Source organism: Bacteroidales bacterium (genome assembly GCA_012519055.1).
In the GTDB taxonomy this organism is placed as follows: domain Bacteria; phylum Bacteroidota; class Bacteroidia; order Bacteroidales; family Salinivirgaceae; genus JAAYQU01.
On the sequence record JAAYQU010000035.1, the window covers coordinates 25,343 to 50,541 of the forward strand.

Genomic DNA, 25,199 nt, shown 5'->3' on the forward strand with positions numbered 1-25,199 from the left:
ATATCCAAACATAAACTAAAAGGTAAACAAAATAGATATATGTCTTTAAATATTAGAAATATTGCCATAATTGCACATGTCGATCATGGTAAAACAACACTTGTTGATAAAATCATGCGGCAGTGCAAACTCTTTAAAGATCACGAAGTTCCGGGAGAACTTTTGTTAGACAATAACGATCTGGAGCGGGAAAGAGGCATAACCATATTTTCAAAAAATATAGCTGTTAAATATAAAAACACAAAAATTAATATCATCGACACCCCTGGTCACCACGATTTTGGTGGAGAGGTCGAGAGGGTTTTAAATATGACAGATGGCGTCCTCCTGCTAGTTGACGCTTTCGAGGGTTGTATGCCACAAACTCGCTTTGTACTACAAAAGGCAATCGACTTAAACCTAAAAATTATCGTTGTAATTAACAAGGTCGATAAGCCCAATTGCCGACCAGATATAGTTTACGAAGAGGTTTTTGATTTGATGTTCTCGCTCAACGCAACCGAAGAGCAGTTGAATTTTCCAATCGTTTATGGTTCAGCTAAAGAAGGCTGGATGTCAACCGATTGGAAAAAACGAGGAGATGACTTTACCCCATTGCTTGATAAAATAATAGAATACATTCCCGAACCCCGCGTTGAAGCAGGTGCAGCGCAAATGTTAATTACCTCTCTCGATTTTTCAAACTATGTCGGACGGATAGCAGTAGGAAGAGTAAAACGTGGAGCATTTAAAGAGGGAATGAGGGTGGCGTTAATCAAACGAGACAATTCCGTTAAAATGTCAAATATTAAAGAGTTATACGCTTTCGATGGACTTGGTAAACGTAAAGTAGAAGTCATGGAAGCAGGAGATATATGCGCTATTGTTGGAATAGAAGGTTTTGACATTGGCGACACACTCTGCGACTCAAACAAAATAGAGGCACTACCTACAATTGAAGTTGATGAGCCCACAATTAGCATGATTTTCGCTGTGAATGACTCCCCTTTTTTTGGCAAAGAGGGTAAGTATGTAACATCAAGGCAGATAAAAGAACGACTTGAAAAAGAACTTGAGAAAAACTTAGCTATGCGCTTGGAATACACTGACTCAGCCGATAAGTTTCTTGTTTATGGTAGAGGAGTTCTTCACTTAAGTGTTTTAATTGAAACCATGAGACGCGAAGGCTATGAGCTACTTGTAGGGCAGCCAAAAGTAATTATTAAAACTATCGATGGAGTTAAGCACGAGCCATTTGAGAACTTGAAAATAAACTCAGCCGAAGAATACAGTGGTAGGATAATTGAAACAGTTGCTCAAAGAAAGGGTGAAATGCTTTCAATGGAGAGGTCAGGAGATAGAATTAACCTCGAATTTGAAATACCTTCAAGAGGCATTATTGGATTAAACAGTCTGATACTTACGCAAACTGCAGGAGAAGCAATTATGGCTCACCGTTTTGTAGGTTTCAAACCTTGGAAAGGCGATATTGAAAGTCGTATAAACGGCTCACTGATAGCTATGGAAGATGGAAAGGCTATAGCTTATGCTATTGACAAATTACAAGACAGGGGAATCTTTTTTATTGAGCCAGGTGATGATATATACGAGGGTCAGGTTGTTGGCGAGAGCACACGTCAAGATGATTTAGTTTTGAACGTCACAAAGACTAAAAAGCTCACAAATATGCGTGCAAGTGGTTCTGACGATAAAGTACAAATAGCCCCAGCAGTTAAATTTAGTTTAGAGGAAGCATTGGAGTATATTCAGCGCGATGAATACGTTGAACTAACCCCAAAATCAATAAGAATACGTAAAATATTCCTTAAGGAGACAGACAGAAAACGGAAATCAATCAGCGATTAAGTTAAAAGTTTGCAAAGTTGAAAGTTGTAGAGACGGAGCATGCCCCGTCTCTTTATGTTTAATGCCTTTCAAGGCATTGAAAATCAATTAACAATTATCAGACAACAATGGTCAATAATTAATTGTTCATTGTTAATTGCACATTGCTAATTGCAAAAAGTAAAAAGCCACCTGAAAGATGGCTTTTTCTTTTTGTGGGCCCAGCTGGGCTCGAACCAGCGACCCCCTGATTATGAGTCAGGTGCTACTAACCTGCTGAGCTATGGGCCCTCGCTATATATAATGCGTTTTTTCGGGTTGCAATATTACTAATTATTTTGCAATTTATGAATTTTTCCTACCTTTTTTTCAAACTTTCTGTGAATGCGTCGTAATTGAGAAAATAATCACCCTTGGGAAGTCCTGATATGTCGATAGTTGTGCCTTTCCCGTGTAACACTCTTGCCCCAACCGAATTAAAAATTTCATAATCGGTTTCGGCACTAAAGGTAATAGAAGTTGTGGGCTTTTTGGGTTCATAAGATACAGGACGAACAGGAGACCGAATAACAACCTCTCTTGATAACCGATCTTCGTTACTAAAATCACGTTGACGAAATCTAAATTTATTTACTCCACTATGCATTGTAACAGGAACACTGTAAGTGTTGGATTCATATTCGCCTAGACCATCTATTGTACCAATCTTAACCCATTTGTTCCATCTGTACTGTTCAACTATATATGGTAGCGAACCCGACTCCTTAGTTGTCACCATATTTATTGTAGAGGTTTTAATATCAAATTTTAACGATTTAACCTCAAAAGTGCTGCTTGGTTTAATAACGTTCTCGTTTAAAACACGAGGCATACAACCCTCTTTGTGCTTAATTACAACAACTAAATTGTCACCAAGTTTTAATTGATGAGTTGATAAGTCTATCTCAAAAGCGCTGCTGTTAATATCATCATTAATTTTATGATCGTTTATTTTAACTTCTGTTACACAAAAACCCCCATTTGGTGAAAAGGGATTCATAATGAACAAATTCTTGCCTTGGTAAATGCCTTTAAGCACTATTTCACCGGCAAAAGATGAGGTAGAAAACAACAGACAAAGAGTTATAAATAAAAAATTCCTGTTCATTTTGATACACTACTGGTTTTATTTCTTGTCACTTACACAACCAAATTGTAAAATTAAAATTTTTATCCGAAAATAAAAATACAATTTGTTTATTAAATGGCAGAAGCCTAAAAATGTTTTTGTTACAAATGCATTATATGTATCACTCGTCAATTCTTTTTCATTTCAAGTAATTCTTTAAAAATTATAGCTATTTTACTTAATATCAAATATTAATTCACGTTTTGTTTTAAATATTAAGTGTCTCTTTGTCGTTTTAAATAAAAGCAAATTCTTAGTTTTATTATAAAATCATTTTAATCTATTATACAACAAATTACTATATTTGTCGCCTAAACATTAGTTAGATAAATTATATACGTATGAAAGGCGGAGCATCAAAACAATCATTAATTCAAAATATTTTAATAGGTGTTTTAACCCTAATGGTAGGGTTATTAGGAGTTCTATATTTTGTCGAAAAGAAGAAAAAAGTAGAACAAATTGAAATCAATGTAGAACTAACAACTACAAAGGATAGTCTCGAAAGTCGACTTGTTGAAATGATTTCAGAATACGAAATGCTTAAAACCGATAATCAGGAGATTAATCAACAGCTTCTCGAAGAAAAAGAGAGAGTAAAAGATTTACTTACTCGCTTGCGTAATGAACGAAACTATAATCGTGCAAAATCTGAAGAATACGAAAAAGAGTTGAGTACAATGAGAAAAATTATGCGTAGTTATATTGTTCAAATTGACTCACTTAATCAAAGTAACATTGCACTTCGTTCAGAAAATAGAGATGTAAAACAGAAGATTAAAAAAGTAGAAACCGAGCGTGCTGAGATTAATAAACGTTATCAAGAGGCTTCAGAAAAAGTAAGTATTGCAAGTGTATTACGACCTATAAATATTGTAGGCGAGGGTATAAGTAAACGAGGTCGTGACATAACACGTGCGCGAAATGTCGATAAAATTAGAGTCTGTTTTACGCTTGACCAAAATCCAATAGCAGTACCCGGTAATAGATTTATTTATCTTTCTGTAACTCAGCCAAATGGTAGTGTTATGGATAATGATATGAATGACACTCTTTTTATAGATGATTCTCCCATTTTATATTCAGCAAGACGTGAAGTTGATTACCAAAATGAAAGTCTTGATGTATGTATCTATGTTGATGTAAAAACCGAGATTTCAAAAGGTACTTATAGGCTTGAGCTATTTGCCGATAATCATAAAATTGGGGAAAGCTCTGTCAGTTTTAAATAAGAGTTGAACTTATACAAGAAATAATCAGTATAATTTACTGTATGTTAAATGGTAAAGTAGAGACAGGCATGCTCCGTTTCTACTTGTTAATTGTCTCTGTGGCTTTAACAAAAACCTTATCGAATTTATCTGCTGTTAAATCCCATGAGAAAAGCTCTTTTCTGTTCAACCCATTTTCAATCAATCGATTAACGGTGTCAGGGTCTTTATAGATTATATTCATAGCTTCAAATATCTCTTCTGGCTTGAACGGATCGACAATTAAAGCAGCATTACCTGCAACTTCAGGCATTGATGAGGTGTTAGACGTAATTACCGGAGTTTTTGACTCAAATGCCTCAATAATTGGAATTCCAAATCCTTCAAAAACAGAAACATACATTAGTGCAGTTGCAGATGCGGTAACCCTGCTTAACTCATCAGTAGGCAAATGTCCAATAAAAACCACATCATTTTTAAAATCCATTTTAGAGTAGGCTTCATCTAATTCTTTGTCCCATATCCACTTTGTTCCCACAATTAAAAATTTATGTGTGGAATCGCTATTTGCCTTCTTAAACATATCAAACGCCAAAAGTTGATTTTTAAGATTTTTACGTGGGTGAATAGTACCAATAAATAGAAAATAGTCGCAATTGTTGGCATATTGAGCCTTAATATTCAACTTTAAGTCATTATCAAGCGGCTCAAAATGATTGTTAATTCCATTATAAACAACTGATATTTTGTTTGAGTCAATTTGATATTTTGTAGCTATGTCGTTTTTTGAATACTCCGATACAGTAGCAATTTCGATGGCTTTATTTGCTCCCTTGGGTACGGTTTTTTTAAAATATTTTGTCATGTAAGAAGGAGTAAAACTTGGGTAATGTTCGAATGTCAAATCGTGTATTACTAATAACGACGGAACCTTAGATTTTGTAGTGTTTACTGTATCGCCAGAAATAAAAAGATCAATTTTATATTTTTTCAACACTTTGGGTAATTGAAAATCATACCAAAATTTGTAAAATAATGGATGATACCTACATTTTGGAGGCACAACAATTGGAACAATGTTTGGGGAAGTTATGAACTTATGACTATATGAACGGTCAAAAAAATAATAAAACGTATGCTCGGGATGTTTTGCAACTATTCGTTTCATGGTTTCAAAAATAAACCAACCTATACCGGTCATGTTGTTTTCGACAAGCATTCTTGTGTTAACTCCAATGTTCATAATCTCAGGGTGTAACTAATGTTTCTATTCCTAACTTATTAACCTTTTGTGCAACAGCTTCAAGTGTCTCTGCACTAATTTTTTCAACCTTAAACGAAGCGGGAATACGTGATATAGTGTATATTTGAATTAAACGTGGCTTTACTCTTTTTAAAATATTTAGCCATGCGTTAACCTCAAAATCTGTGGTATTGTCAACTATAACCCCATTACATTCAGCTCGTATAAACATGGTTTGCAAAATAAAATCAGAGTTCATTTTAACCAACGCTTTAATTAAGTTTTCCAGGTTATAATTAACTAATGGGGAATCCATTATTCGCACAGTCTCCTCGATAGCAGAGTCGAGTTTAATTATTGGATCATCGACAAGTGAAAGTGCTTTTACTACAACAGGATTATGCAATTGTGTGCCATTTGTGAGTACCGCTATTTTTGAGTCGGGGTAGTATTTTTGTCTTAAAATAATTAGCTTTTCTATTATTTCTAAAAAATCAGGGTGAATTGTTGGCTCTCCATTACCGGCAAATGTGATATGATCGATGGTGTTCCCTTTTTTCTTGTTGAGGATAAGAGAATTTTCTATTGCCATAATTACATCAGAAACACTTGGCAATTTACTTTTTTCTGTTGTTGCGTGAGTGAAGCCACATTCACAGTAAATACAGTTAAATGTACAAACCTTTTTATTTGCTGGTAATAGATTAATTCCTAAAGAAGATCCTAAGCGTCTGCTGTAAACAGGTCCAAATACAATGCTGTCGAACAAAAAACTACCGGGTAAATCCGGGTCAGTGCTTAGGGTTGATTGAATACTGTCCATATATTAAACCTTTTATTTAATTAAGATTAACTACTAATCTTATAATCAGGCAAATTGTTTAAAAATATAAAATGGGTTTGTCATTACCGGTTGACATTTTAGAAATTTCTGTTAATAGGTTATTAGCAAGCCTGCTAGCACCAAACCTAAATAGTTTCTTGTTTAACCAATCCTCTCCCAACACCTCTTTTACTATAGCATAGTAAATTATAGCATCGTCAGCTGTGGAGATACCGCCAGCCGGTTTAAATCCAATCTTTTTCCCAGTTAATTTATGGAATTCTTTGATGCAATTACACATAATGTATGCAGCCTCTGGCGTTGCAGCAGGAGTGATTTTGCCAGTGCTTGTTTTAATAAAATCAGCACCTGCTTCCATTGCAAGTAGTGATGCAATACGAATTTCTTTCATGTTTCGCATTAGTCCCGATTCTAAAATTACCTTTAAATGCGCTTCGTCTATAGAGTTTTTTTGTGCTGCAATTTCGCGAAAAACGTAGTCATAGTTTTTTTCAAAAAATTCACCCACAGAAATTACGGTGTCAACCTCTGTAGCTCCTTCAATAACAGCGCGTTTGCATTCTAAAGTTTTAATATCGAAAAAAGTTTGAGAAGCAGGGAATCCCGCACCAACCGCAGCTATTTCTACTCCACTAATGGAGAGGGTCTTTTTAACAACAGGAACTAATGCTGGATAAACACAAATAGCAGCAACATTTGGTAAGTTTGGGAAAGTTTTAGCAAACCAATTAACTTTTTCAGTCATATCTGTTATTTCAGAACGGGTATCGCTTACATTTAAAGATGTAAGGTCGATAATGCTGAACAAAAACTTTAGAGTTTCAATATCTTTATATTTACCCGACTCTTTAATGATTCTACTAACACTCTCTTTTATTTCAACTTCGTTGATTTCTAAATTGTATTTCTTTAATTGTTCCATAAATTGTGATTTTAAATTTTGATGTTGAAACATTGTTTTTATATGCAATTTTTATACTGTGTGTTAGCACACTTGTTTTATTTGTTTCTCTCGGTCAAATAAATGTTCGTTAAAAAATTGATTTTTTTACTTTCTGTCCTTTATCCGTGTTTGAGATTGAGAAATTACTAGTATTTCCATTCTTCTCACCAATCAAAAAGTATGTATCAAACTCTCTTTTTTCTATTTGCCCAAAAATCCTGTAAATCATAAAATGATTAATACTATCACTTTCTAAGACTTGTCGCTTTAATCCATGTGACTCAACAAAATATTTTGAATCCCATTCATAAAATGCTTTTATGAAATTGTATCCAGCTTCTGCACCATTCATATTAAACTCATACTTATCAAATCTACCAAATGAAATTGCAATAATAACTGAATCTTGATTTCTAAAAAACTGTTGTCTGCTAATTGAATTGTAGCTTGTCTTTTCCCAATGACCAGGAAGGGTTACTGAACCATAAGGAATAACAAAATAATCTGTCTCGTTTTTTGTTTCGTTATAATTTCCGCCAGTAATTGTGCTTGTTCTTTGGGAGACACAATTTGTCAAAAAAGATGCAATTGCAAGCAGAATAAATGTGTTAATAAAATTTACTTTCATTGAAGTTAATTAATAATTATTTTGTTTGACCTTTTAATCATGATTAAGTTGTTTTTATACTAGTGTTAGATATTGATCACATTCAACAACAATTAACATAGCCAGTTCAAATAGTAAGTAAATTATCTTTTTTTGGATTGAAACATATAACCGGAACCTTATGACAATTAGCAACTAACTGTTGTTTTGCAGTGTCATAAAAGTAGTCTTTTAATGAATTAATTTCATTTGTTGTTATAGCAATTAAATCAGCCTGTTTTTTGCCAACAAAGTCAATCGCGGCGTTATAAAAGTTGGTTTTATCTCTGTGTATGTGTTCAGTATAATTTATGTTATTACTTTGTAAGTTGTTAATAATGAAGTCGCATGTTAGATCTGTTTTAAAGTCTAACTTTAAGTTGTTAGTAATATTTTTTAAAACAATTACCTCACTCCTATAAAGATTGGCAAGATTTATTATAAAAGACACATTTTCTTTTGTTTCAGTATTTGAATCAATAGGGAAAATAATTCTTTTTAAATAAATTTGTTTTGGAGGAGCTTGTACAACAACAAACGGTGCGTTTGACTTTGAAAGGACCCTTTTTACGCGACTACCAATTATTTTTTGTATGCCACTGTAACCATGCGTCCCCATTACAACAAGCCTTGCTTGTATATTATTTGCAGTTTCGCTTATGGTAGTAAAAATATTACCTGTTTTAACTATAATTTTTGGTTCTATACCATGTTTTCTTTTACACTCTTTTGAAACTGTTTTTAGTTGCGAAACAACAGTTTCCTCTTCACTGTCGTTTTTTAAGATATGTAGTAAAACAATATTTTTCCCCGACATGCTAGACATTCGTACAGCATGTTCTAATGCATAGGCAGAGACATCAGTAAAATCCCACGTTACTAATATGGGTAAAATATCCATTTATCCTTGTTTTATTGAGCAAAGATAACAATTTGCAATGAACAAAGTGTTAAAAGTTAAAAGTTTGTAAAGTTGAAAATGGAGAAGAGCTTCATAATTGTCGGGCTTACTGATTTTTTAAAGCGTGCGACAAATGATAATTGAATTAAAAAAATGAAAATCAAAAATCCGCATAAAATCATGACATTTGTAATTAATTTTAATCATATAAGCAAAACAGATTGTCCGAAAAATAAGTAATTTCGTTTTTCATATTTATGTCTCACTATTTATTGCATAAATAATATAAATAGTTGTAGATAACTGTGTTTATTGTCGGTGATATTCATAGCACATGGTCTAAAAAGAAAAAGTTACTCTATTTTTTTGATAATTCAAACATAAAAACTAAATTGACACGTAAATTGATATTATTAAAATATTAGTCAGATGAAAGGCAGTTCAAAACCAAGGAAAAATATAACACTATCACAAAATGCTCTTCTGCCAAAAGAGGAGATGCTTGAAGTCGCGCGTGAAAAGAAACGATTAACCATCGGTGTACCCTTAGAGCGTGAAAATCTCGAGAATAGGGTTGCATTAGCTCCTCATGCAGTTGAATTATTGGTTGGCAATGGACACACTGTATATATTCAAAGCACAGCAGGTGACTCAGCAAACTTTTCAGACATTGAGTATTCGGAAGCAGGAGGATCAATCACTGAAGATGTAAAAGATATATACAATTCAGATATAGTTATTAAGGTTGCACCACCAACACAGGAAGAAATATCTTTAATGAAAGGTAGTCAAATTTTAATATCATCATTACTTATAGGAACACAAGAACCTGAGTATATTAAAGCCCTAATAGAGAAGAAGATAACAGCTATTGCATTTGAATACCTACGAGACAGAGAAAATAAATTTTGTCCGGTTACAGAATCTATGAGCGAAATATCGGGAGCTGCTTCAATTCTAATTGCAGCAGAATACTTGAGTAACGCAAATCGTGGAAAAGGCGAAATGTTAGGAGGTATTGCTGGGATAAACCCCACTGATGTCGTTGTTTTAGGCGCCAGCAGTGCAGGAGAGTGTGCTGCAAGGACAGCTTTGGGTTTAGGGGCAATTGTCCGTGTGTTTGACCATTCGATATATAAGCTCAGAGAACTTCAATATAAGCTTGGACAACCTATTTATACCAGTATAATACAACCTCGCGTTTTGCATAAAGCACTTAAAATTGCTGATGTTGTTATTGGAGCCTTGCCATTTAGCGAAGAGAGCAGATTTAAGGTAAGTCTTGACTCTATCATGCAGATGAAGCCAAATTCTGTTATTGTCGATATAGGTATGGATCATGGCGGTTGCTTTGAAACCAGTGAAGTGACAACATTAGAAGCTCCTACTTTTAAGAAGTTTAATGTTATACACTATTGTGTGCCAAATATTCCATCAAGGGTTTCAAGAACTGCCTCGTATGCTTTGAGCAATATATTTGGTCCTCTGTTAATAGATATAGCAGAAATGGGGGGGATTAACCATATAATTAGCGAAAATATAGGGTTTAGAAATGGAGTATATCTATATAACGGAATACTTACAAAAGAGGCAATAGGTCGGAAATTTGGATTGCCTAGCAGAGATATCGATTTACTTTTGGCCGCGTTTTAACAATTAGCAATTGAGATAAAAGGTAAGGGGGGCAAGGTAAAAGTGATAGTAGTTTCTGCTTCGTTCAATGATTAAACTAATAATCAATTAACAGTAATTTATTGACCTTTATTAATAGATTTCTTGTTAAAGCTTTACTTTGTGTAGTAATTTATAATTAACTTGTTTTCAATTTTTAACTTTCTACAACTTTTAACATTTCGACTTCGCTCTGCGCACCGTATTGTTAATTGCTAAAGCGCAAGCCTATAGGTGTGTAACATCGCACAACCCCACTCATAGGGTGGTATACTTTTACCTTTTATCTTGTACCTAGTTTAATTGTTCATTGATATACGTTTTGTTGAAACGAATAATTCCGAAACTGTCAAAAGAAATCCCTTTGATATTTGAATCGTGAATAATATATAAATCACTGTTTTTCATCTCTTCGGTTTGCATAAGTATGAAATCGGGGTTTTCTCCTCTAAATCTTTCAATATTTGATTCCATAAACTGAGTTACAACATTTTGACTTAAACCAAATATTAAACTAAGTCTTCCTTCACTCAACATTTGAAGCTCTTTGTCGATTGATTTGTTGAAAAATATACGAATTTTTGAAAATCCTAAATGCTCTGATGTGTCTAAAACATAATTTTCATTTTGTATTAGTATCCACTTATTCTCTTTCATTAAATTTTTAGAAATTTTGTAAGGTCCACAGCCAACTATTGTTTCAATCCCATATTTGGAGAGTGCTTCATGCGGCATAATTGCCATTTTTGGCATTGCTAAATGATATAGTAATGTAGGATAAGATTCTGACAACTCTATGACTAAAGTATGTTCGTTTGAAAATATAATACCCTCAATTCCAATATCTGGGACAACATCATCTGAACACGCGTCATAAAACACTTCAATGCCTTGTATTGAGGTCACAAAACCTAAAGGTCGATTGTATTTTTTACAAGTCCAGACATAATGCTTAATTGAGCTAACAACATCAATTGCCTGAACAGTACGATTTTTATCTTTCCCAAACACTTCATCTTCGTGAAACTTTACGTCATCGCGAAGATAAAATACAAATCTTGAATAGTCAGAGTTTACCATCCAATCGTATGCTATTGCAGGATAAGGCTCTCCCGTTTCCTTATCTATAGTAACTAATGTACTATGAATTTGTGATGATATTTGTGTCTCACTCTGTTTAGTCTCTAGATAGGGGAAAATTGTCTCAGGTTTATCGGACTCTGAGTAAGAAATCACACCAAGCACAGAGGCGTAATCGTTTTTACATGATAGGATTACGCTGCTGATTAATAAAACTATAGAAAAGAAAGTTATGCGTCTGTAAGCTATTGTTTTAGTATATACGATCTTCATTACTTTTGTATTTAGAATTTACAGTAAACTTAAAAAAAAATATCAAAATATCAAAACATCAATTAACTTTCAACTTTTAACTTTGTTTCTACTATTGTGAATGGCACCAAAATATTATATCTTAGCGTTGATTTTCACAAGCAAATAATGAAAAGATAGATCGAATATGTATATATTTCAAAAACAGAAACGGTTCTTGGTTTTGTTGTTTTTGCTCTGTTTTATTGTAATAATACCATGTGCGAATTCGTTATTTGCACAAACATATAACTTTGAGCGATACTCTTTGCCTGAAGGATTGTCGCAAAGTCAGGTATTAGACATTAAACAGGATACGCTTGGACGGATTTGGTTAGCCACAGAGCGAGGCGGAGTAACCATATTGTCTGGTGATTTTCCTTCTTATCTCGGAAGAAACGATAGTTTACCCGGAACAACCACTTTATCTTTGTTTTATGATCAGAAACACAGGATGTGGATTGGCACAAATCGCGGTGTTAGATATTATAATGGAAAAGTTTTGGTTAAGCTAGAAAATGGTGAGATACTCGATACTGTTACTGTTTATGATATTGTTCAACGCTCTGATGGTATTATCGTTTTTGCAACAAATTATGGTGTTTATGCTTATAATGATTCTATTGGCTGTTATAATCTCATTCCCCAGTTAGCAAACACAATAGTTACAAAAATAACTGCACGAACAAACAATCTGTTGTATCTAATTAGTAGAAATAATCCATTGTTAATTTTCGACGGGATTAATTTGGAAGAATTACGACTTCCTGTTTTAGAAGGAACAGAAATAACAGATTGCTTTTTCGATTCACAAGATAGGATTTGGGTTAGCACAACAGATGGGCTTATTACAAGAGATGGCTATGACTATAAAACTTATAGTTATGACGATGGTTTGATTGATGACCATATTGCATGCGTTGCCGAAGACCGTTTTGGTAATATATGGGTAGGAACTGATGCAGGAGGATTAAATATTTTTACTGATGAGGGGATTATTAATATTACTGCACAACAAGGAATTGGTCACAACTGTATTAAAGCTCTATATTGTGATAATTATAAAAACATGTGGGTAGGAACAGATGGTGCGGGTGCTTATGTTTTTAAAGGATTTCGCTTTACTAAGTTTGAAACGCCAGAGTTTATAGAGACAGTATCAATAACTGCAGTATATATTTCATCAAAAAACAAAATATTTTTAGGCACAAATGGATATGGACTGTTATATGTCGATGGAGGTAAAAGAAAGTTGTTTAATACTGACAATGGATTGAGAAGCAACATAGTACACACAATAGTTACAGATAAAAATGAAGTCGCCTATATAGGAACAGATAAAGGGTTAGATATTATAAGGAATACGAGAATTGACAAAAAATTAAGAAATGATATAAATGTTACATATCCTACAAATACAATTTTTATTGATAACAACGGATCTGTTTGGATAGGCACCGCTGGATATGGGTTAATTAACTACAGTAAAACCAAGAAAACAAGGTATTCAAAAAATAAAAATATTGCAGGAAACACTATCTACGATATCTTACAAAACCAACAAGGTGAAATAGCTGTTGCCACAGACGAAGGCCTATCAATAATTTCAGAATCAGGAGTAACAAACTATACCTACAAACATGGTTTGCCGGCCGAAAATATAACATCTTTAATTGTAGATAAAAACAACAAACTATGGCTAGTTTCAGAAAAAGGTGTTTCCCGATTTGAAGATGAGCGATTTTATAATATACCTTTAGAGAGTATAACTGATGCCAACATTATTTACTCTATTGTCAATGACCTTTTTGGCAACCTACTTATCGGTACAGAGCGTGGAATTGATATCATTACTTTAGATAATAAAAGTAATATATCTCTGATTAAAAAACTTAGACGTGAAGATGGTTTTTTTGGCATAGAGTGTAACTTAAATTCTGTGATGAAAGGTGAAAGGGGCGAGGTCTTTTTTGGTACTAAACAAGGTGTAACTATTTTCAACTCGTTAGCAGACAGTGTAAAAAACCCTGTTCCTCCTGCATATATTCGTGATGTTGAGCTGTATTACAGTAAAATAGATTGGTTAGCTTATACCGATTCTGTAATTAACTGGAGTTTATTGCCTTATAATCTTAAACTTCCGCACAATGAAAACAATGTTACTTTTTTCTTTGGAGCTAATGATTATCAGACGCCTCAAAAATTAATGTTCCAGTTTCGTTTGGAAGGATTCGATCAAAACTGGACAACTCCAACAAGTCAACGGTTTATTAACTATACCAACTTGCCTCCAGGTAAATATTCCATGAAAGTAAGATCTTGGTACTCAGCAGATCAATTTTCAAATAATCCAGGGGTTTTTCAATTTGAAATACTTAAGCCTTTGTGGTTTGAAACCTGGTTTATTCTTGCCTGTATAGTGCTTTTATTAACCTCTGTTTTAGTAATATGGAACTGGCGACTTAGAGTTATCAGGCGTAATGAGAGGAGACTTGAAGGAATTGTTAATGAAAGAACACTCGATTTGCAAAAACAAAAAGAGGAGTTGCATAAAGCAAACATTCAAATTAGCCAAAGCGCACAGATGAAAGAGCAGTTTGTTGCAAACACAAGCCATGAGATTAGAACACCTCTTAATGTTATTTCGGGCTATACTAACCTGTTGATTAACACCAAAGTAGATAATGTCCAGAACAAATATCTTAACTATATAAAAGAGAGTTTGGATAATCTTAAAGTTATAGTCAACGATATTCTCGACTTCTCAAAGATTGAAGCCGATAAGCTTGAATTTGAAAGCATTCCGTTTGATTTTGTAAAATCTATAAATTTCACGTGCAATCAGATGGAGATTGAGGCTGCAAAAAAAGCGCTGTCATTGGAATTAAACTTCTTTAATATACTACATTCTGTTGTTGTTGGTGATCCTGTAAGATTAAATCAAATAGTTTCAAATCTTGTTAGAAATGCAATTAAATTCACTCAAGAAGGAAAAATAGAAGTTAACATTAGTGACATTAGTAATAACAGTGACACAGTACTTTTAAAAGTGGTAGTTAAAGACAGTGGTATAGGTATCCCTGCCGAAAAACTCGACAAAATATTCGATAGTTTTTCTCAGGTAAGCAGCGAATCAACGAGAAAATATGGAGGCACGGGCTTAGGGCTTTCAATAGTTAAGCGTCTTGTTGATAGACAAGATGGATATATTTATGTCGAGAGTGAAGAAAACAAGGGAAGCCAATTTACAGTAGTAATTCCTTACGAAAAATCAGATGCAAACCCAGCAGAGGATGATAAACTAGATTACGCTATTTTCCAACATACTTTATCTAAAAATGTTAAAATTTTGTTGGTTGACGATAATCAAATTAACCTTGCACTTGCAGAAAGCACACTTACAAGTTATAGTACTCAATTTGAAATTCAAACTGCTTTGAATGGCAAAGAGGCTGTAGAGCTAGTACAAAAGGCTGATTATGATATAGTTATAATGGATATTCAAATGCCCGAAATGGACGGATATACGGCAACAAAAATTATCAGAGAACAGCTTCCTTCGCCCATAAATAAGGTTCCAATTTTAGGAATGACAGCTCACGCTTTAAGTCACGAACGTAAAAAGTGTTTGCAGTACGGCATGAATGAGTATATAGCAAAACCATTCGTCCCACGTATGTTTTTTGAATACATATTAAAACTAACTGACACTACTGCGGAGCCAGTAGAAGGAGTTGAGGTTCCCTCTACGCCAACAATGCCCGCATTTAATCTGATTGATCCAATACAGCTATGGAAAAACTCGGCAGGGAAAATAGACCGATTTGTCAGATATATCGAAATGTACTCAAAATCAATACCCGACCAGATAATCGAGCTGGGGAAAGGAATTAGAAATGCAAATAATGATGAAATAAAGTTATTGTCACACACTTTAAAAACCTCTTTTAGATATTTGGGAATGGGAAGGGCACAAGAATTGGCTTTTGAAATAGAAAAAACATCTATGGATAATATTCCTATTGACTATAGCCTACATTTAGAGGAGATACGCGAGCTATGGAATAAAGCATCGGTGGAGATAAATGCATTTATTGAGGCAAACAAGTTAACCCGAACTTGAAAACCATTAACTTAAGTCACGATCTTGGAACATGTGTAATATAAATTAAAGGAAAAAGTAGAGACGGAGTATAATCCGTCTCTACGACACTGACTTCAGTTTAACAATTGTAAATTACTGCTTTATCAATTTACCACTTATCCTATTTTCTTTTGAAACGATATTATAAAAATAAATTCCCGATTGTAAGTCACTTACAGAAACTTCTGTTTTATCTGAAAAAACAAGAGAGATTACTTTATTGCCTTTAATATCATAGAGTTCAAATACACCAATATCATCTGACAATAATGGTTGAATAATTATAAAAGATGAAGTTGGATTAGGATAGACATTAAAAATAGAATTGTTAATCTCATCGATGCCTGTTGTTAAATCTGAATAATAAAATCCTGCTGTACCAATAGGATGTTGTTGTTCATTATACCATTCGTAATACTTAATTTTGACTAAAAGATTGTTCATATTTGGCAAGTTGCTTTCACCAACAGGAAAAATGACATCAGAAAAAGAAAAGGATAAATCGTAAAAATATTCTTCTTCCCAAACACGTTCCCAACTGTTTTCATTGAGGTCCCAACTAAAACTTGTTTCTAAAGTAATATTGTTGTTGCTATCGTAAGAATATTCACTTTTGTTAGAATATTGCCATTGTTCAGTAATCTCATCATAGTCATGATTTATTAAAACTATCATATTGTTATAGTCATCATAACCATACTCTTTTTTCCAGACATTAAGCCATTGATTAGCAGACTCTTCCCAGCCACAAGCTGTTACTTGTGATAAATTTCCGTTTGTATCGTAGGTATATTCGACCTTATAATCGTAACTCCACAGACTTGAGTCAATATTCCAACTATATATAGATACTAATATTAAATTTGAGTTACTATCATACGATAATTCTTGTTTTGCTGTAAGAATCCAAACACTATTTGAAGGGTCCCAACTATAATAAGATAAAAGAAATAAGTTATAATTACTATCATAATTGTACTCGGACTTTATACCAACATCCCATCCATTATTTTCTGAGTTCCAATATTGAAATATAATATAACTTGCTACATTTCCATAAGTATCGTAAGTATAGTTCTCTTCACTTTCATTTTCCCATTTATTATTATTAGGATTCCACACATAACTAGAAGCTTTCAACAAATAACCATTATCATCAAAAGTGTGTTCTGATTTACCAAGAATTATCCATTGGCTGTTGTCGTCATATCTAGAATAATAATTTTGCTGTGTGTTTTTACCAGCTGAATCATAAATAAACTCAAGCTTTTCTTGTTGGACATCTATCATAATAAGACTGTCTAATCTTTTCTTTATATCACTTGTTGGAGTTTGAAGAAAATCAGGATTTGCTTGGTTATTTTTAAAGGTTAATGGTTTGTCGCTTATTCGATTAAACAAAATCTCAGATTGTTTTAAATCGTTATTAAAATAAGAAAACTGATAGTTTTTCTTTAAATTAATAGGGTTTTGTCCTTGTGTATTCAAGATTATTAAGAACAACACTATAAGAAATGTAACTTTAGATTTCATATTAATATAATTTTTGTTTTCCTACTCGTAAGGCTTTTCGATTCCGCCCCATTTATTTAAGTGGGTTCTGGTTCCCATTTGTTAATTTCATTAATAAGTTTTTGTTGTCACTTTGGGTGGTCAGCCCGTTGGCTTTCGCAGACCGTATCTGTATTTTAAATTATTCACTTTTCTGTTATGAGTTTGAATCAAAGATAAAGGTTTGTTGTTTGCAAGGTGTGACGTTTCTATGTCATTAAAGTTACATTCTAAACTATCTGTTTTTTATCTGTGATTATCCGTTTAATCTGTGTCATCAGTGTTCTTTGTAAATACAGAAAAAAACGTTAAAATTGTCGTATATAATCCAGATAAGTTTACAAACAATGAATAAAAAACTTTTTCTTATTGACGCTTATGCACTTATTTATCGTAGTTACTTCGCGTTTATAAAAAATCCACGAACGACTACAACAGGGATAAATACATCGGCAATATTCGGATTTACTAATACTCTTCTTGAACTCATAAAAACCGAAAAGCCTGATTATTTAGCCATAGGGTTTGACCTTAGTCAGCCAACATTTCGTCATGAAATGTATCCTGAATATAAAGCCAATAGAGACGAAACCCCAGAAGGTGTACGCGTTGCCGTGCCTTATGTAAAGAGGCTTGCTCAGGCAATGAATATACCTGTTGTGGCGAAACCCGGCTATGAAGCTGATGACGTTATCGGAACAATCGCCAAAAAAGCCTCTCAGCAAGGTTTTGATGTTTATATGATGACCCCCGATAAAGATTATGGACAGCTTGTTGAAGAAAACATAAAGATGTATAAACCAAAGAGTTTCGGGACTGGATTTGATGTAATCGGGATAAATGAGATTTGTAAAAAATATGGAATTAAAAACCCTGTGCAGTTAATTGATATTCTGGCTTTGTGGGGAGATACATCCGACAATATCAAGGGTGTTGACGGAATTGGCGAAAAAACCGCCTCAAAATTGGTGGCTGAATATGAAAGCGTTGAGGGTATATATCAAAATATCAACAATTTAAAAGGCAGAACTAAAGAAAACCTTTTAAACAGTCGTGATATAGTCAAGATATCCAAGAAGTTAGTTACTATAGTTACCGATATCGATATGGAGATTAACTTCGATGAGATGAAAATTAGTCAGCCCAATATGCAGGAGATAGACGAACTTTTTAACGAGCTTGAATTTAGAACACTGCGACAACGATTTGTACAAAACATTGAGCCTAAACAGGTTCACGTTCAAAAAACATTGTGGGACACCGGTTCTGATGATAAAGACGCTTTTAATCAGTTAACTACTCACAAAACCCTGAATGATATTGAGCATAACTATAAATTAATAACAGATAAAGATGATTTAGTTAAGCTTGTTAGTACTCTTGAATCGTTTGACACCTTTAGTTTTGATACTGAGACAACAAATATTGACGCCATAAAAGCAAAAATTGTTGGAGTCTCATTTTGCGCTGTTGAGGGTGAGGCTTACTATGTTTCGATAAATGAAAAGTTATCTGATGTTGAAATAGTTGAAGAAATCCGATGTTTATTAGAAGATGAAAGTAAAACTATTATCGGGCAAAACTTAAAGTATGATTTGCTTGTGTTGCGCGGATACGGTGTAAAGCCAACAGCAAAACTTATTGACACCATGTTGGCGCACTATTTAATAAACCCCGACCAACGACATAATATTGATTTTCTCGCACTTAATTACCTGAATTGGCAAAAAATCACTACCGATTCTCTAATTGGTAAAAAGGGAAGCGGGCAAATTAATATGGCGCAACTAAAACCCGAACAGGTTCGCGATTACGCTTGCGAAGATGCCGATGTCGCATTCCGCTTATGGAAAAAACTTTCCCCAGAACTCGAAAAACTTGAGCTTCAAAATGTTTTTGAAACCATTGAGATGCCTTTGGTTAAAGTTTTAGTTGAAATGGAGTTTATAGGAGTGAAAATCAATATTGAGGATCTGAGCACCCTTAGAGAGCTGTATCAGCAAGAAAATAAAGAGATAGAAAACAAGATATTTGAGTATGCAGGTTATCAGTTTAATATTGCCTCGCCAAAACAGCTTGGAGAGTTGCTTTTCGATCGACTAAAAATAACAGATAAGCCAAAACTTACCAAAACAAAACAGTATGCCACAGGTGAGGAGGTATTAATTGAACTGAAAGATAATCATCCAATTGTTGGTTTAATATTGGAATACAGAGAATTACAAAAGTTACTTAATACTTATATTGAAGCACTTCCAAAACTGGTTAATTCGGACAGTAGGCGAATACATACATCATTTAATCAGGCAGTTACAAATACTGGTCGTTTAAGTAGCACCAATCCGAATTTGCAAAACATACCTATTCGTGATGAGCGAGGAAAAGCGATAAGAAAAGCGTTCGTTCCGGCTACTGAGAATCATGTATTAATTTCTGCAGACTATAGCCAAATTGAGCTTAGAATAATGGCACATCTTAGTCAAGACAAAAACATGCTAGATGCTTTTGCCAAAGGTATGGACATACATCAAGACACTGCTGCCAAACTTTTTGGAATTAATCCTGATGAAGTTACACGCGAGCAACGTGGACACGCAAAGGGTGCAAACTTTGGGATTATTTATGGGATCTCTCCTTTCGGATTAGCTAAAAACACAGGACTATCTCAAAGCGAAGCCAGAACCCTTATCGATAACTATTTTAACACCTATCCGGGAGTTAAACAATATATGGACCACTCGATTGAATTGGCACGAGAGAAAGGTTGTGTTCAAACCATAATGGGACGAAAGCGCTTTTTGCCTGATATTAGATCGGCAAATGCAACTGTTCGTAAAGCAGCAGAACGAAACGCAATAAATGCTCCAATACAAGGCTCATCTGCCGATATGATCAAATTGGCAATGATTGATATTTATAATGAGTTTGAAAAAAAGAGGTTAAAAAGTAAAATGATTTTGCAGGTTCATGATGAGTTGGTTTTCGATGTTCCAACCGATGAGATTGAGATAGTTAAAATAATTGTCGAAGACAAAATGTTGAATGCGGTAAAACTCAACGTTAAACTAAAGGTCGATGTAAATGCTGGAAATAATTGGTTAGAAGCACACTAAAGCAATTAACAATTAGCAATGAACAATTAACAATTGGATGTAGAACACAGAAGACACGGATTAAACAGATTATCACAGATTTTTTCTGTGTAAATCCGTAGCATCTGTGTTATCTGTGTTCCATAACGTACAATAAGGTATTACAATGTATAAAATAATAAATTCACACTCACATATTCCATTGCCCAATGCAATATTTAATTGCAATATGTTTGGTGAATGTGATAGTGCTATTCTAAACAGAGACAATTTATGTTCAATCGGCGTTCACCCTTGGGATGCAGAACAAATATCGGTTGAAAAGATTAAACCACTGTTTGAGCAGCTTAAATTGTCGTGTAATGTTGTTGCAATTGGTGAATGTGGTTTAGATAGGGTGCGTAAAGTTGATTTGGAGAAACAGAGAGAGGTTTTTCTTGCGCAATTGGAATTAGCTTCAGAAAACAGTCTCCCAGTCGTTATTCACTGTGTAAGAGCGTGGAGCGATTTATTCCCCATTATGCAAAAGTTTAATAACCTTACATATATACTGCACGATTTTAGAGCAAACATTATTCAAATTGCAAAACTTTTAGAATTCAACACATATTTTTCTTTCGGGAAATCTGTATTTAATCCGTCAGATAAAACAAAAGAGGTTTTAGGAATAATACCTAAAGAGAGAATACTTATCGAAACTGACGAAGAAAAGATAGATATTGAATCGGTATTGGAATCAATTTGTTTAGTTTTGCAAACTGATAAGGAGTTGTTTAGAGAGCAACTTATAAAAAACACAAATAAAGCCTTTAATTTATGACCCCTAATTGGTTAAAACGCAATGAATTGCTTTTAGGACAAGAAGCTATTAAGAAACTTCAAGCAAGCCGTGTTCTATTAGCCGGTTTAGGTGGTGTAGGGTCGTGGACAGCAGAGTTTCTTGTACGTTCGGGCATTGGAAATCTTACTATAGTTGATTCCGATATTGTCGATGAAACCAATATTAACAGACAACTGCCTGCTACTCATGAAACTATAGGTTTGCTTAAAACCGACATAATGAAAGAACGGTTGTATAGTATAAATCCACAATTGAATTTAATGATTGTATGTAAATATATTAACGAGGAGACAAATACTGAAATATTACAGCCTGACTATGACGTAATTATCGATGCTATTGATACTTTGTCGCCTAAAGTTTGGTTTTTGAATTTCGCACTACAGAAAGGTTGCCCGGTTATCAGCAGTATGGGCAGTGGCGCGCGGCTTGATCCTACAAAAGTTGTTGTTGGCGATATTTCAGAAACGCAAAACTGTTCGTTAGCTAAAGCGGTGCGCAAGAGGTTGAGACGTATGAACGTAACAACACCATTTACAGCTGTCTATAGCACTGAAAATCAAATTAATGAAGCGGTTGTAGAGTGTGAAGGGCGCAACAAGAAATCGGTAATAGGGACAGCCGTTTTTGTTCCAGCTGCGTTTGCTTGCGCAATATCTGCGCAAACAGTTAAAATGTTAATAGAAAATAATAATCAGAGATGAGAGCAGTTATACAAAGATGTCTTAGTGCATCAGTAACCGTTGAAAACCAGGTTGTTGGAAAAATTGATAAGGGTTTTTTAGTTTTATTGGGAATAGAACATTCCGACACTTTGGAAGATGCCGAGTGGTTAAGTTCAAAGATTGCACAACTCAGAGTATTTGATGATAAGGAGGGTTTAATGAATCTATCAATTCAAGACATAGGTGGTAATATTCTGTCAGTCAGTCAATTTACGCTACATGCAAAAACAAAAAAAGGGAACAGACCCTCGTTTATTAATGCAGCTCCACCTGAGGTTTCAAAGCCATTGTATGAGAAATTTAACGAGCTACTTTCGCAAAAGATAGGTAAACCAATAGAGACAGGTATTTTCGGGGCGCATATGTTGATTTCGCTTGTTAACGATGGTCCGGTAACTATTTTTATTGATACAAAAAACAAAGAATAAGCTCTTAATCAATTAGCAATGTGCAATGAACAATGAACAATTACGAGTTACGAATTAATTGGGGATTGTTTTATCAATAGCCATGATTTTTAAGTCGTGGGTTAGGTTGACACACGTGCTTTGGGGCTTTAGCTCTAATCAATTAGCAATGCTGTGCACTTGGTCGCAGAGCGAAATTGAACTGCCAATTTTAAAAATATAATCTAAACATACCCCCTGGCATAATACCCATTTGATAATCAGTCTTAATTGTTTGTGTTTCGGCATCATAAGATTGTTGCCAAATGTTTTTTCGGTTTGTGATATTTGTTAGCTCGAAGCCACATTCGTAGCTCATTTTTTTTAAATTCACACGATAAATAAGTTTAACGTTTGCCTTGAAAAAATCGGGGTTTTTATCTTTATAAGCATTATCGTAATCGTAAATTGTGTAACCTTCAATTTTTGACTCTTCAAGATCTATAGGAATATTACGTAACCCACCAGCATAAACAATGTTCATATTTATCGCCAGCGTTTGCTGTTTCGGTAATTGAAACTCATAACCACCAAGCGCATTGAAAATAAAATTGCTATTATAAACCGTGCTTCGCCAAATATTATCAGATGACAAATATTTAGAATTAAACAACGATGTTGTTATCAAAAAATAGTAATTATTAGAAAAATATTTCTCCAATGTTAATTCAATTCCGTAATTTCTTCCTTTCCCTTTATTAACTAAGCTGTCGTTTATAACTTCGTAAAAATCAGCACCATAGTTTATAACCGAATAATGCGATTCTCTCATCTCTATCGGTATATTGAACAAATTTTGATAGTAAGCTTCTGTTTTCAGAATAAAATTTCTTGTAATATTTACATTATAACCCAACACAAAGTGGTGACTTTTAGAAAAATCCAAACCCGTATTGGTATGTTCGTATATTTGATTTGTAGAATTTGTTAATGTTTGGCAAAAATATACATTACCGGGCTGAGTTTGAGAATGTAAGCCATAAGCGAAACTAAAGTTATTATCTTCGTTTGGCGAATATTTAATTGCTGCTCGCGGCTCTACTGACAGCGAACCGTTTAGTAGCAAATATTGACTAAATGTTCCCAATGACAACTCAAGTTTTTCGTGAAAACTGTGTTGAAACTGAGCGTTGAACTGCGCTAATCCGAAGTTTCCACTGTTTTTAGTCATATAAAAGTATCGGTTTTCAATTTTCGCGCTATCAGCAAAATTTATAAAAGAATGTATGTAAGAGGCTCCTACAATTATTCTGTTTCTGGGGTTAAAGCGATACTTGTATTTAGTAGTTGCAATTAGCTTGTTTTCAGCATAATCGCCACCAAAGAAGTTAAAATCGTTACCACTTTTAAAAACGCTATCAACTGACATTATAGATTTGTAGTTTGTAAAAGCAACCGATGTTTGCAAATTTGACTTTGAGTTGATGATGTTTTTCATTGTTAACCCTGCCACATTGGTTTGCGACCCCATTAATGTTCTAAGATTTTTTGTAAAATTTAAAGTGTTTTTATCGGGTTCCAATTTCATTGAACAAAAACCACCTAAACCCCACAATGACAGAGAGGTTTTTCCAAATTTAAAGTCAGATTTGAATGTTAAATCCTGATATTTGGGTATAGCTGGTGTGTCGAAATTTATTCCAATTTTGCTGAAAAGTTCTAAAAAGGCGTAGCGGTAATTTATCATAAAACTGGAATTTTCCTTTTTGGAAAGAGGACCTTCGATACCCGCTTCCAAACCGCCTGTTCCCATTTGAAGTAAATATTCAAACTTTTCGTTATTCCCTTTCCGCATTGATAAATCAAATGCACCTGCAGTGGCGTTCCCATATTGGGCAGGAAATGCGCCTGTTAAAAAATCGGAATTTGATAGTTGATTATTATTTAGCATAGAAATGGCACCCCCGTTTGTTCCCATTGTGGCAAAATGGTTGGGACTAGGAATAGGAACCCCCTCGAGCATATATAACAATCCAAGTGGCGAATTTCCCCTGATTATTATATCATTACGCGAATCACCTGCTGCCTGAACGCCTGCGAAGTAAGAAGCCATTTTTGCGGGGTCACCGCTTGTTCCTGCATATCGCTCTGTCTCTTTAACATCAAAAGAGCGTGAACTTACATAAGCCAACTCGTTGTTTACTTCTCCTCGTTTTTTTGCAGCAACTGTCACTTCTGACAAGCTTTGAACAGCTTGCTCCATCTTTGCTTCAACTTCAAGTACTTTTCCACTTGCAAGTATCAAGTTATTAGAGAAATAGGGCTTGTAACCTAAATAATTAATTTGTAGGCTAACTCTTCCAGCCTTAACCTTTTCAAAACTAAATTTCCCTTCGCTATCGGAAGTTGTATAAAATTTCAGCGTGTCAACAGTAAGAGAGATTGTAGCAAACATTAACCTCTCATCTGTAAAAGCATCTTTAACTACACCTTTTACTTTATTTGTTAAATCCTGAGAATAAGAGATTAAACATAGCAGAGTAAGGGCAGTTGTTGAAAAAAAAATTCTCATTGTTTCTGTTTTAATTAAAAAACTCTCTCATATGAATAGTTTTGCTAAAAAAAGAAATTTTTATGC

At 34.1% G+C, this 25,199-nt stretch carries 17 protein-coding genes and 1 tRNA gene; 8 read left to right on the forward strand and 10 right to left on the reverse strand.

Going from position 1 to position 25,199, the window contains the following annotated elements; all coding sequences use genetic code 11:
* Window positions 1-39: 39 nt before the first annotated feature.
* The gene (gene typA, locus GX311_06275; protein ID NLK15984.1) at window positions 40-1,845 is read left to right on the forward strand and encodes a translational GTPase TypA; all 1,806 of its coding nucleotides are present in this window, start codon (window positions 40-42) and stop codon (window positions 1,843-1,845) included.
* A 195-nt stretch (window positions 1,846-2,040) separates the two neighbouring features.
* Here typA and GX311_06280 read toward each other — a convergent pair.
* Window positions 2,041-2,115, reverse strand: a tRNA-Ile gene (locus tag GX311_06280).
* 67 nt (window positions 2,116-2,182) lie between these two features.
* Window positions 2,183-2,863, reverse strand: a complete 681-nt coding sequence (locus tag GX311_06285; protein ID NLK15985.1) for a hypothetical protein — start codon at window positions 2,861-2,863, stop codon at window positions 2,183-2,185.
* Window positions 2,864-3,333: 470 nt separating this feature from the next.
* Here GX311_06285 and GX311_06290 point away from each other — a divergent pair, with 470 nt between their 5' ends.
* Window positions 3,334-4,224: a hypothetical protein gene (locus GX311_06290; GenBank protein NLK15986.1), complete on the forward strand. Its 891-nt coding sequence runs from the start codon at window positions 3,334-3,336 to the stop codon at window positions 4,222-4,224.
* Between the two features lie 79 nt (window positions 4,225-4,303).
* Here the strand turns inward: GX311_06290 and GX311_06295 are convergent, their stop codons facing one another.
* The 5 genes from GX311_06295 to GX311_06315 all read right to left on the reverse strand — a co-directional run bounded on the left by GX311_06295 (window position 4,304) and on the right by GX311_06315 (window position 8,780).
* Complete coding sequence (locus tag GX311_06295) at window positions 4,304-5,446, reverse strand: glycosyltransferase family 4 protein (protein NLK15987.1); 1,143 nt, start codon at window positions 5,444-5,446, stop codon at window positions 4,304-4,306.
* A 4-nt stretch (window positions 5,447-5,450) separates the two neighbouring features.
* Window positions 5,451-6,269, reverse strand: a complete 819-nt coding sequence (locus GX311_06300; GenBank protein NLK15988.1) for a radical SAM protein — start codon at window positions 6,267-6,269, stop codon at window positions 5,451-5,453.
* A 58-nt stretch (window positions 6,270-6,327) separates the two neighbouring features.
* Window positions 6,328-7,245: a deoxyribose-phosphate aldolase gene (gene deoC, locus GX311_06305; GenBank protein NLK15989.1), complete on the reverse strand. Its 918-nt coding sequence runs from the start codon at window positions 7,243-7,245 to the stop codon at window positions 6,328-6,330.
* A gap of 76 nt (window positions 7,246-7,321) precedes the next feature.
* Complete coding sequence (locus tag GX311_06310) at window positions 7,322-7,861, reverse strand: hypothetical protein (GenBank protein ID NLK15990.1); 540 nt, start codon at window positions 7,859-7,861, stop codon at window positions 7,322-7,324.
* A 106-nt stretch (window positions 7,862-7,967) separates the two neighbouring features.
* Window positions 7,968-8,780: a universal stress protein gene (locus GX311_06315; GenBank protein NLK15991.1), complete on the reverse strand. Its 813-nt coding sequence runs from the start codon at window positions 8,778-8,780 to the stop codon at window positions 7,968-7,970.
* A gap of 429 nt (window positions 8,781-9,209) precedes the next feature.
* On the opposite strand from GX311_06315, the gene GX311_06320 reads away from it, so the two are divergent.
* Window positions 9,210-10,433: an alanine dehydrogenase gene (locus GX311_06320; protein NLK15992.1), complete on the forward strand. Its 1,224-nt coding sequence runs from the start codon at window positions 9,210-9,212 to the stop codon at window positions 10,431-10,433.
* A 312-nt stretch (window positions 10,434-10,745) separates the two neighbouring features.
* Here the strand turns inward: GX311_06320 and GX311_06325 are convergent, their stop codons facing one another.
* On the reverse strand, window positions 10,746-11,804 hold the full coding sequence (locus GX311_06325) for a hypothetical protein (GenBank protein ID NLK15993.1): 1,059 nt from the start codon (window positions 11,802-11,804) through the stop codon (window positions 10,746-10,748).
* A 166-nt stretch (window positions 11,805-11,970) separates the two neighbouring features.
* Here GX311_06325 and GX311_06330 point away from each other — a divergent pair, with 166 nt between their 5' ends.
* The gene (locus tag GX311_06330) at window positions 11,971-15,945 is read left to right on the forward strand and encodes a response regulator (GenBank protein NLK15994.1); all 3,975 of its coding nucleotides are present in this window, start codon (window positions 11,971-11,973) and stop codon (window positions 15,943-15,945) included.
* 114 nt (window positions 15,946-16,059) lie between these two features.
* On the opposite strand, the gene GX311_06335 is transcribed toward GX311_06330, so the two are convergent.
* Window positions 16,060-17,499 (reverse strand): T9SS type A sorting domain-containing protein, encoded by a 1,440-nt coding sequence (locus GX311_06335; protein NLK15995.1) that lies wholly within the window; start codon window positions 17,497-17,499, stop codon window positions 16,060-16,062.
* A 365-nt stretch (window positions 17,500-17,864) separates the two neighbouring features.
* Between GX311_06335 and polA the strand changes: the two genes are divergently transcribed.
* The 4 genes from polA (at window position 17,865) to GX311_06355 (ending at window position 22,603) form a co-directional block, all read left to right on the forward strand.
* Entirely contained in the window at window positions 17,865-20,630 is a 2,766-nt protein-coding gene (gene polA / locus GX311_06340) for a DNA polymerase I (protein ID NLK15996.1), read from the forward strand.
* Between the two features lie 145 nt (window positions 20,631-20,775).
* A complete protein-coding gene (locus GX311_06345) occupies window positions 20,776-21,429 on the forward strand; it encodes a hypothetical protein (GenBank protein NLK15997.1) in 654 nt (217 codons plus the stop codon).
* On the forward strand, window positions 21,426-22,154 hold the full coding sequence (locus tag GX311_06350) for a tRNA threonylcarbamoyladenosine dehydratase (GenBank protein ID NLK15998.1): 729 nt from the start codon (window positions 21,426-21,428) through the stop codon (window positions 22,152-22,154). Before GX311_06345 ends, GX311_06350 begins: the two co-directional genes overlap by 4 nt.
* Window positions 22,151-22,603: a D-tyrosyl-tRNA(Tyr) deacylase gene (locus GX311_06355; protein ID NLK15999.1), complete on the forward strand. Its 453-nt coding sequence runs from the start codon at window positions 22,151-22,153 to the stop codon at window positions 22,601-22,603. Before GX311_06350 ends, GX311_06355 begins: the two co-directional genes overlap by 4 nt.
* A 190-nt stretch (window positions 22,604-22,793) precedes the next feature.
* Here GX311_06355 and GX311_06360 read toward each other — a convergent pair whose 3' ends face one another.
* Window positions 22,794-25,133 (reverse strand): TonB-dependent receptor plug domain-containing protein, encoded by a 2,340-nt coding sequence (locus tag GX311_06360; GenBank protein ID NLK16000.1) that lies wholly within the window; start codon window positions 25,131-25,133, stop codon window positions 22,794-22,796.
* Window positions 25,134-25,199 lie beyond the last annotated feature (66 nt).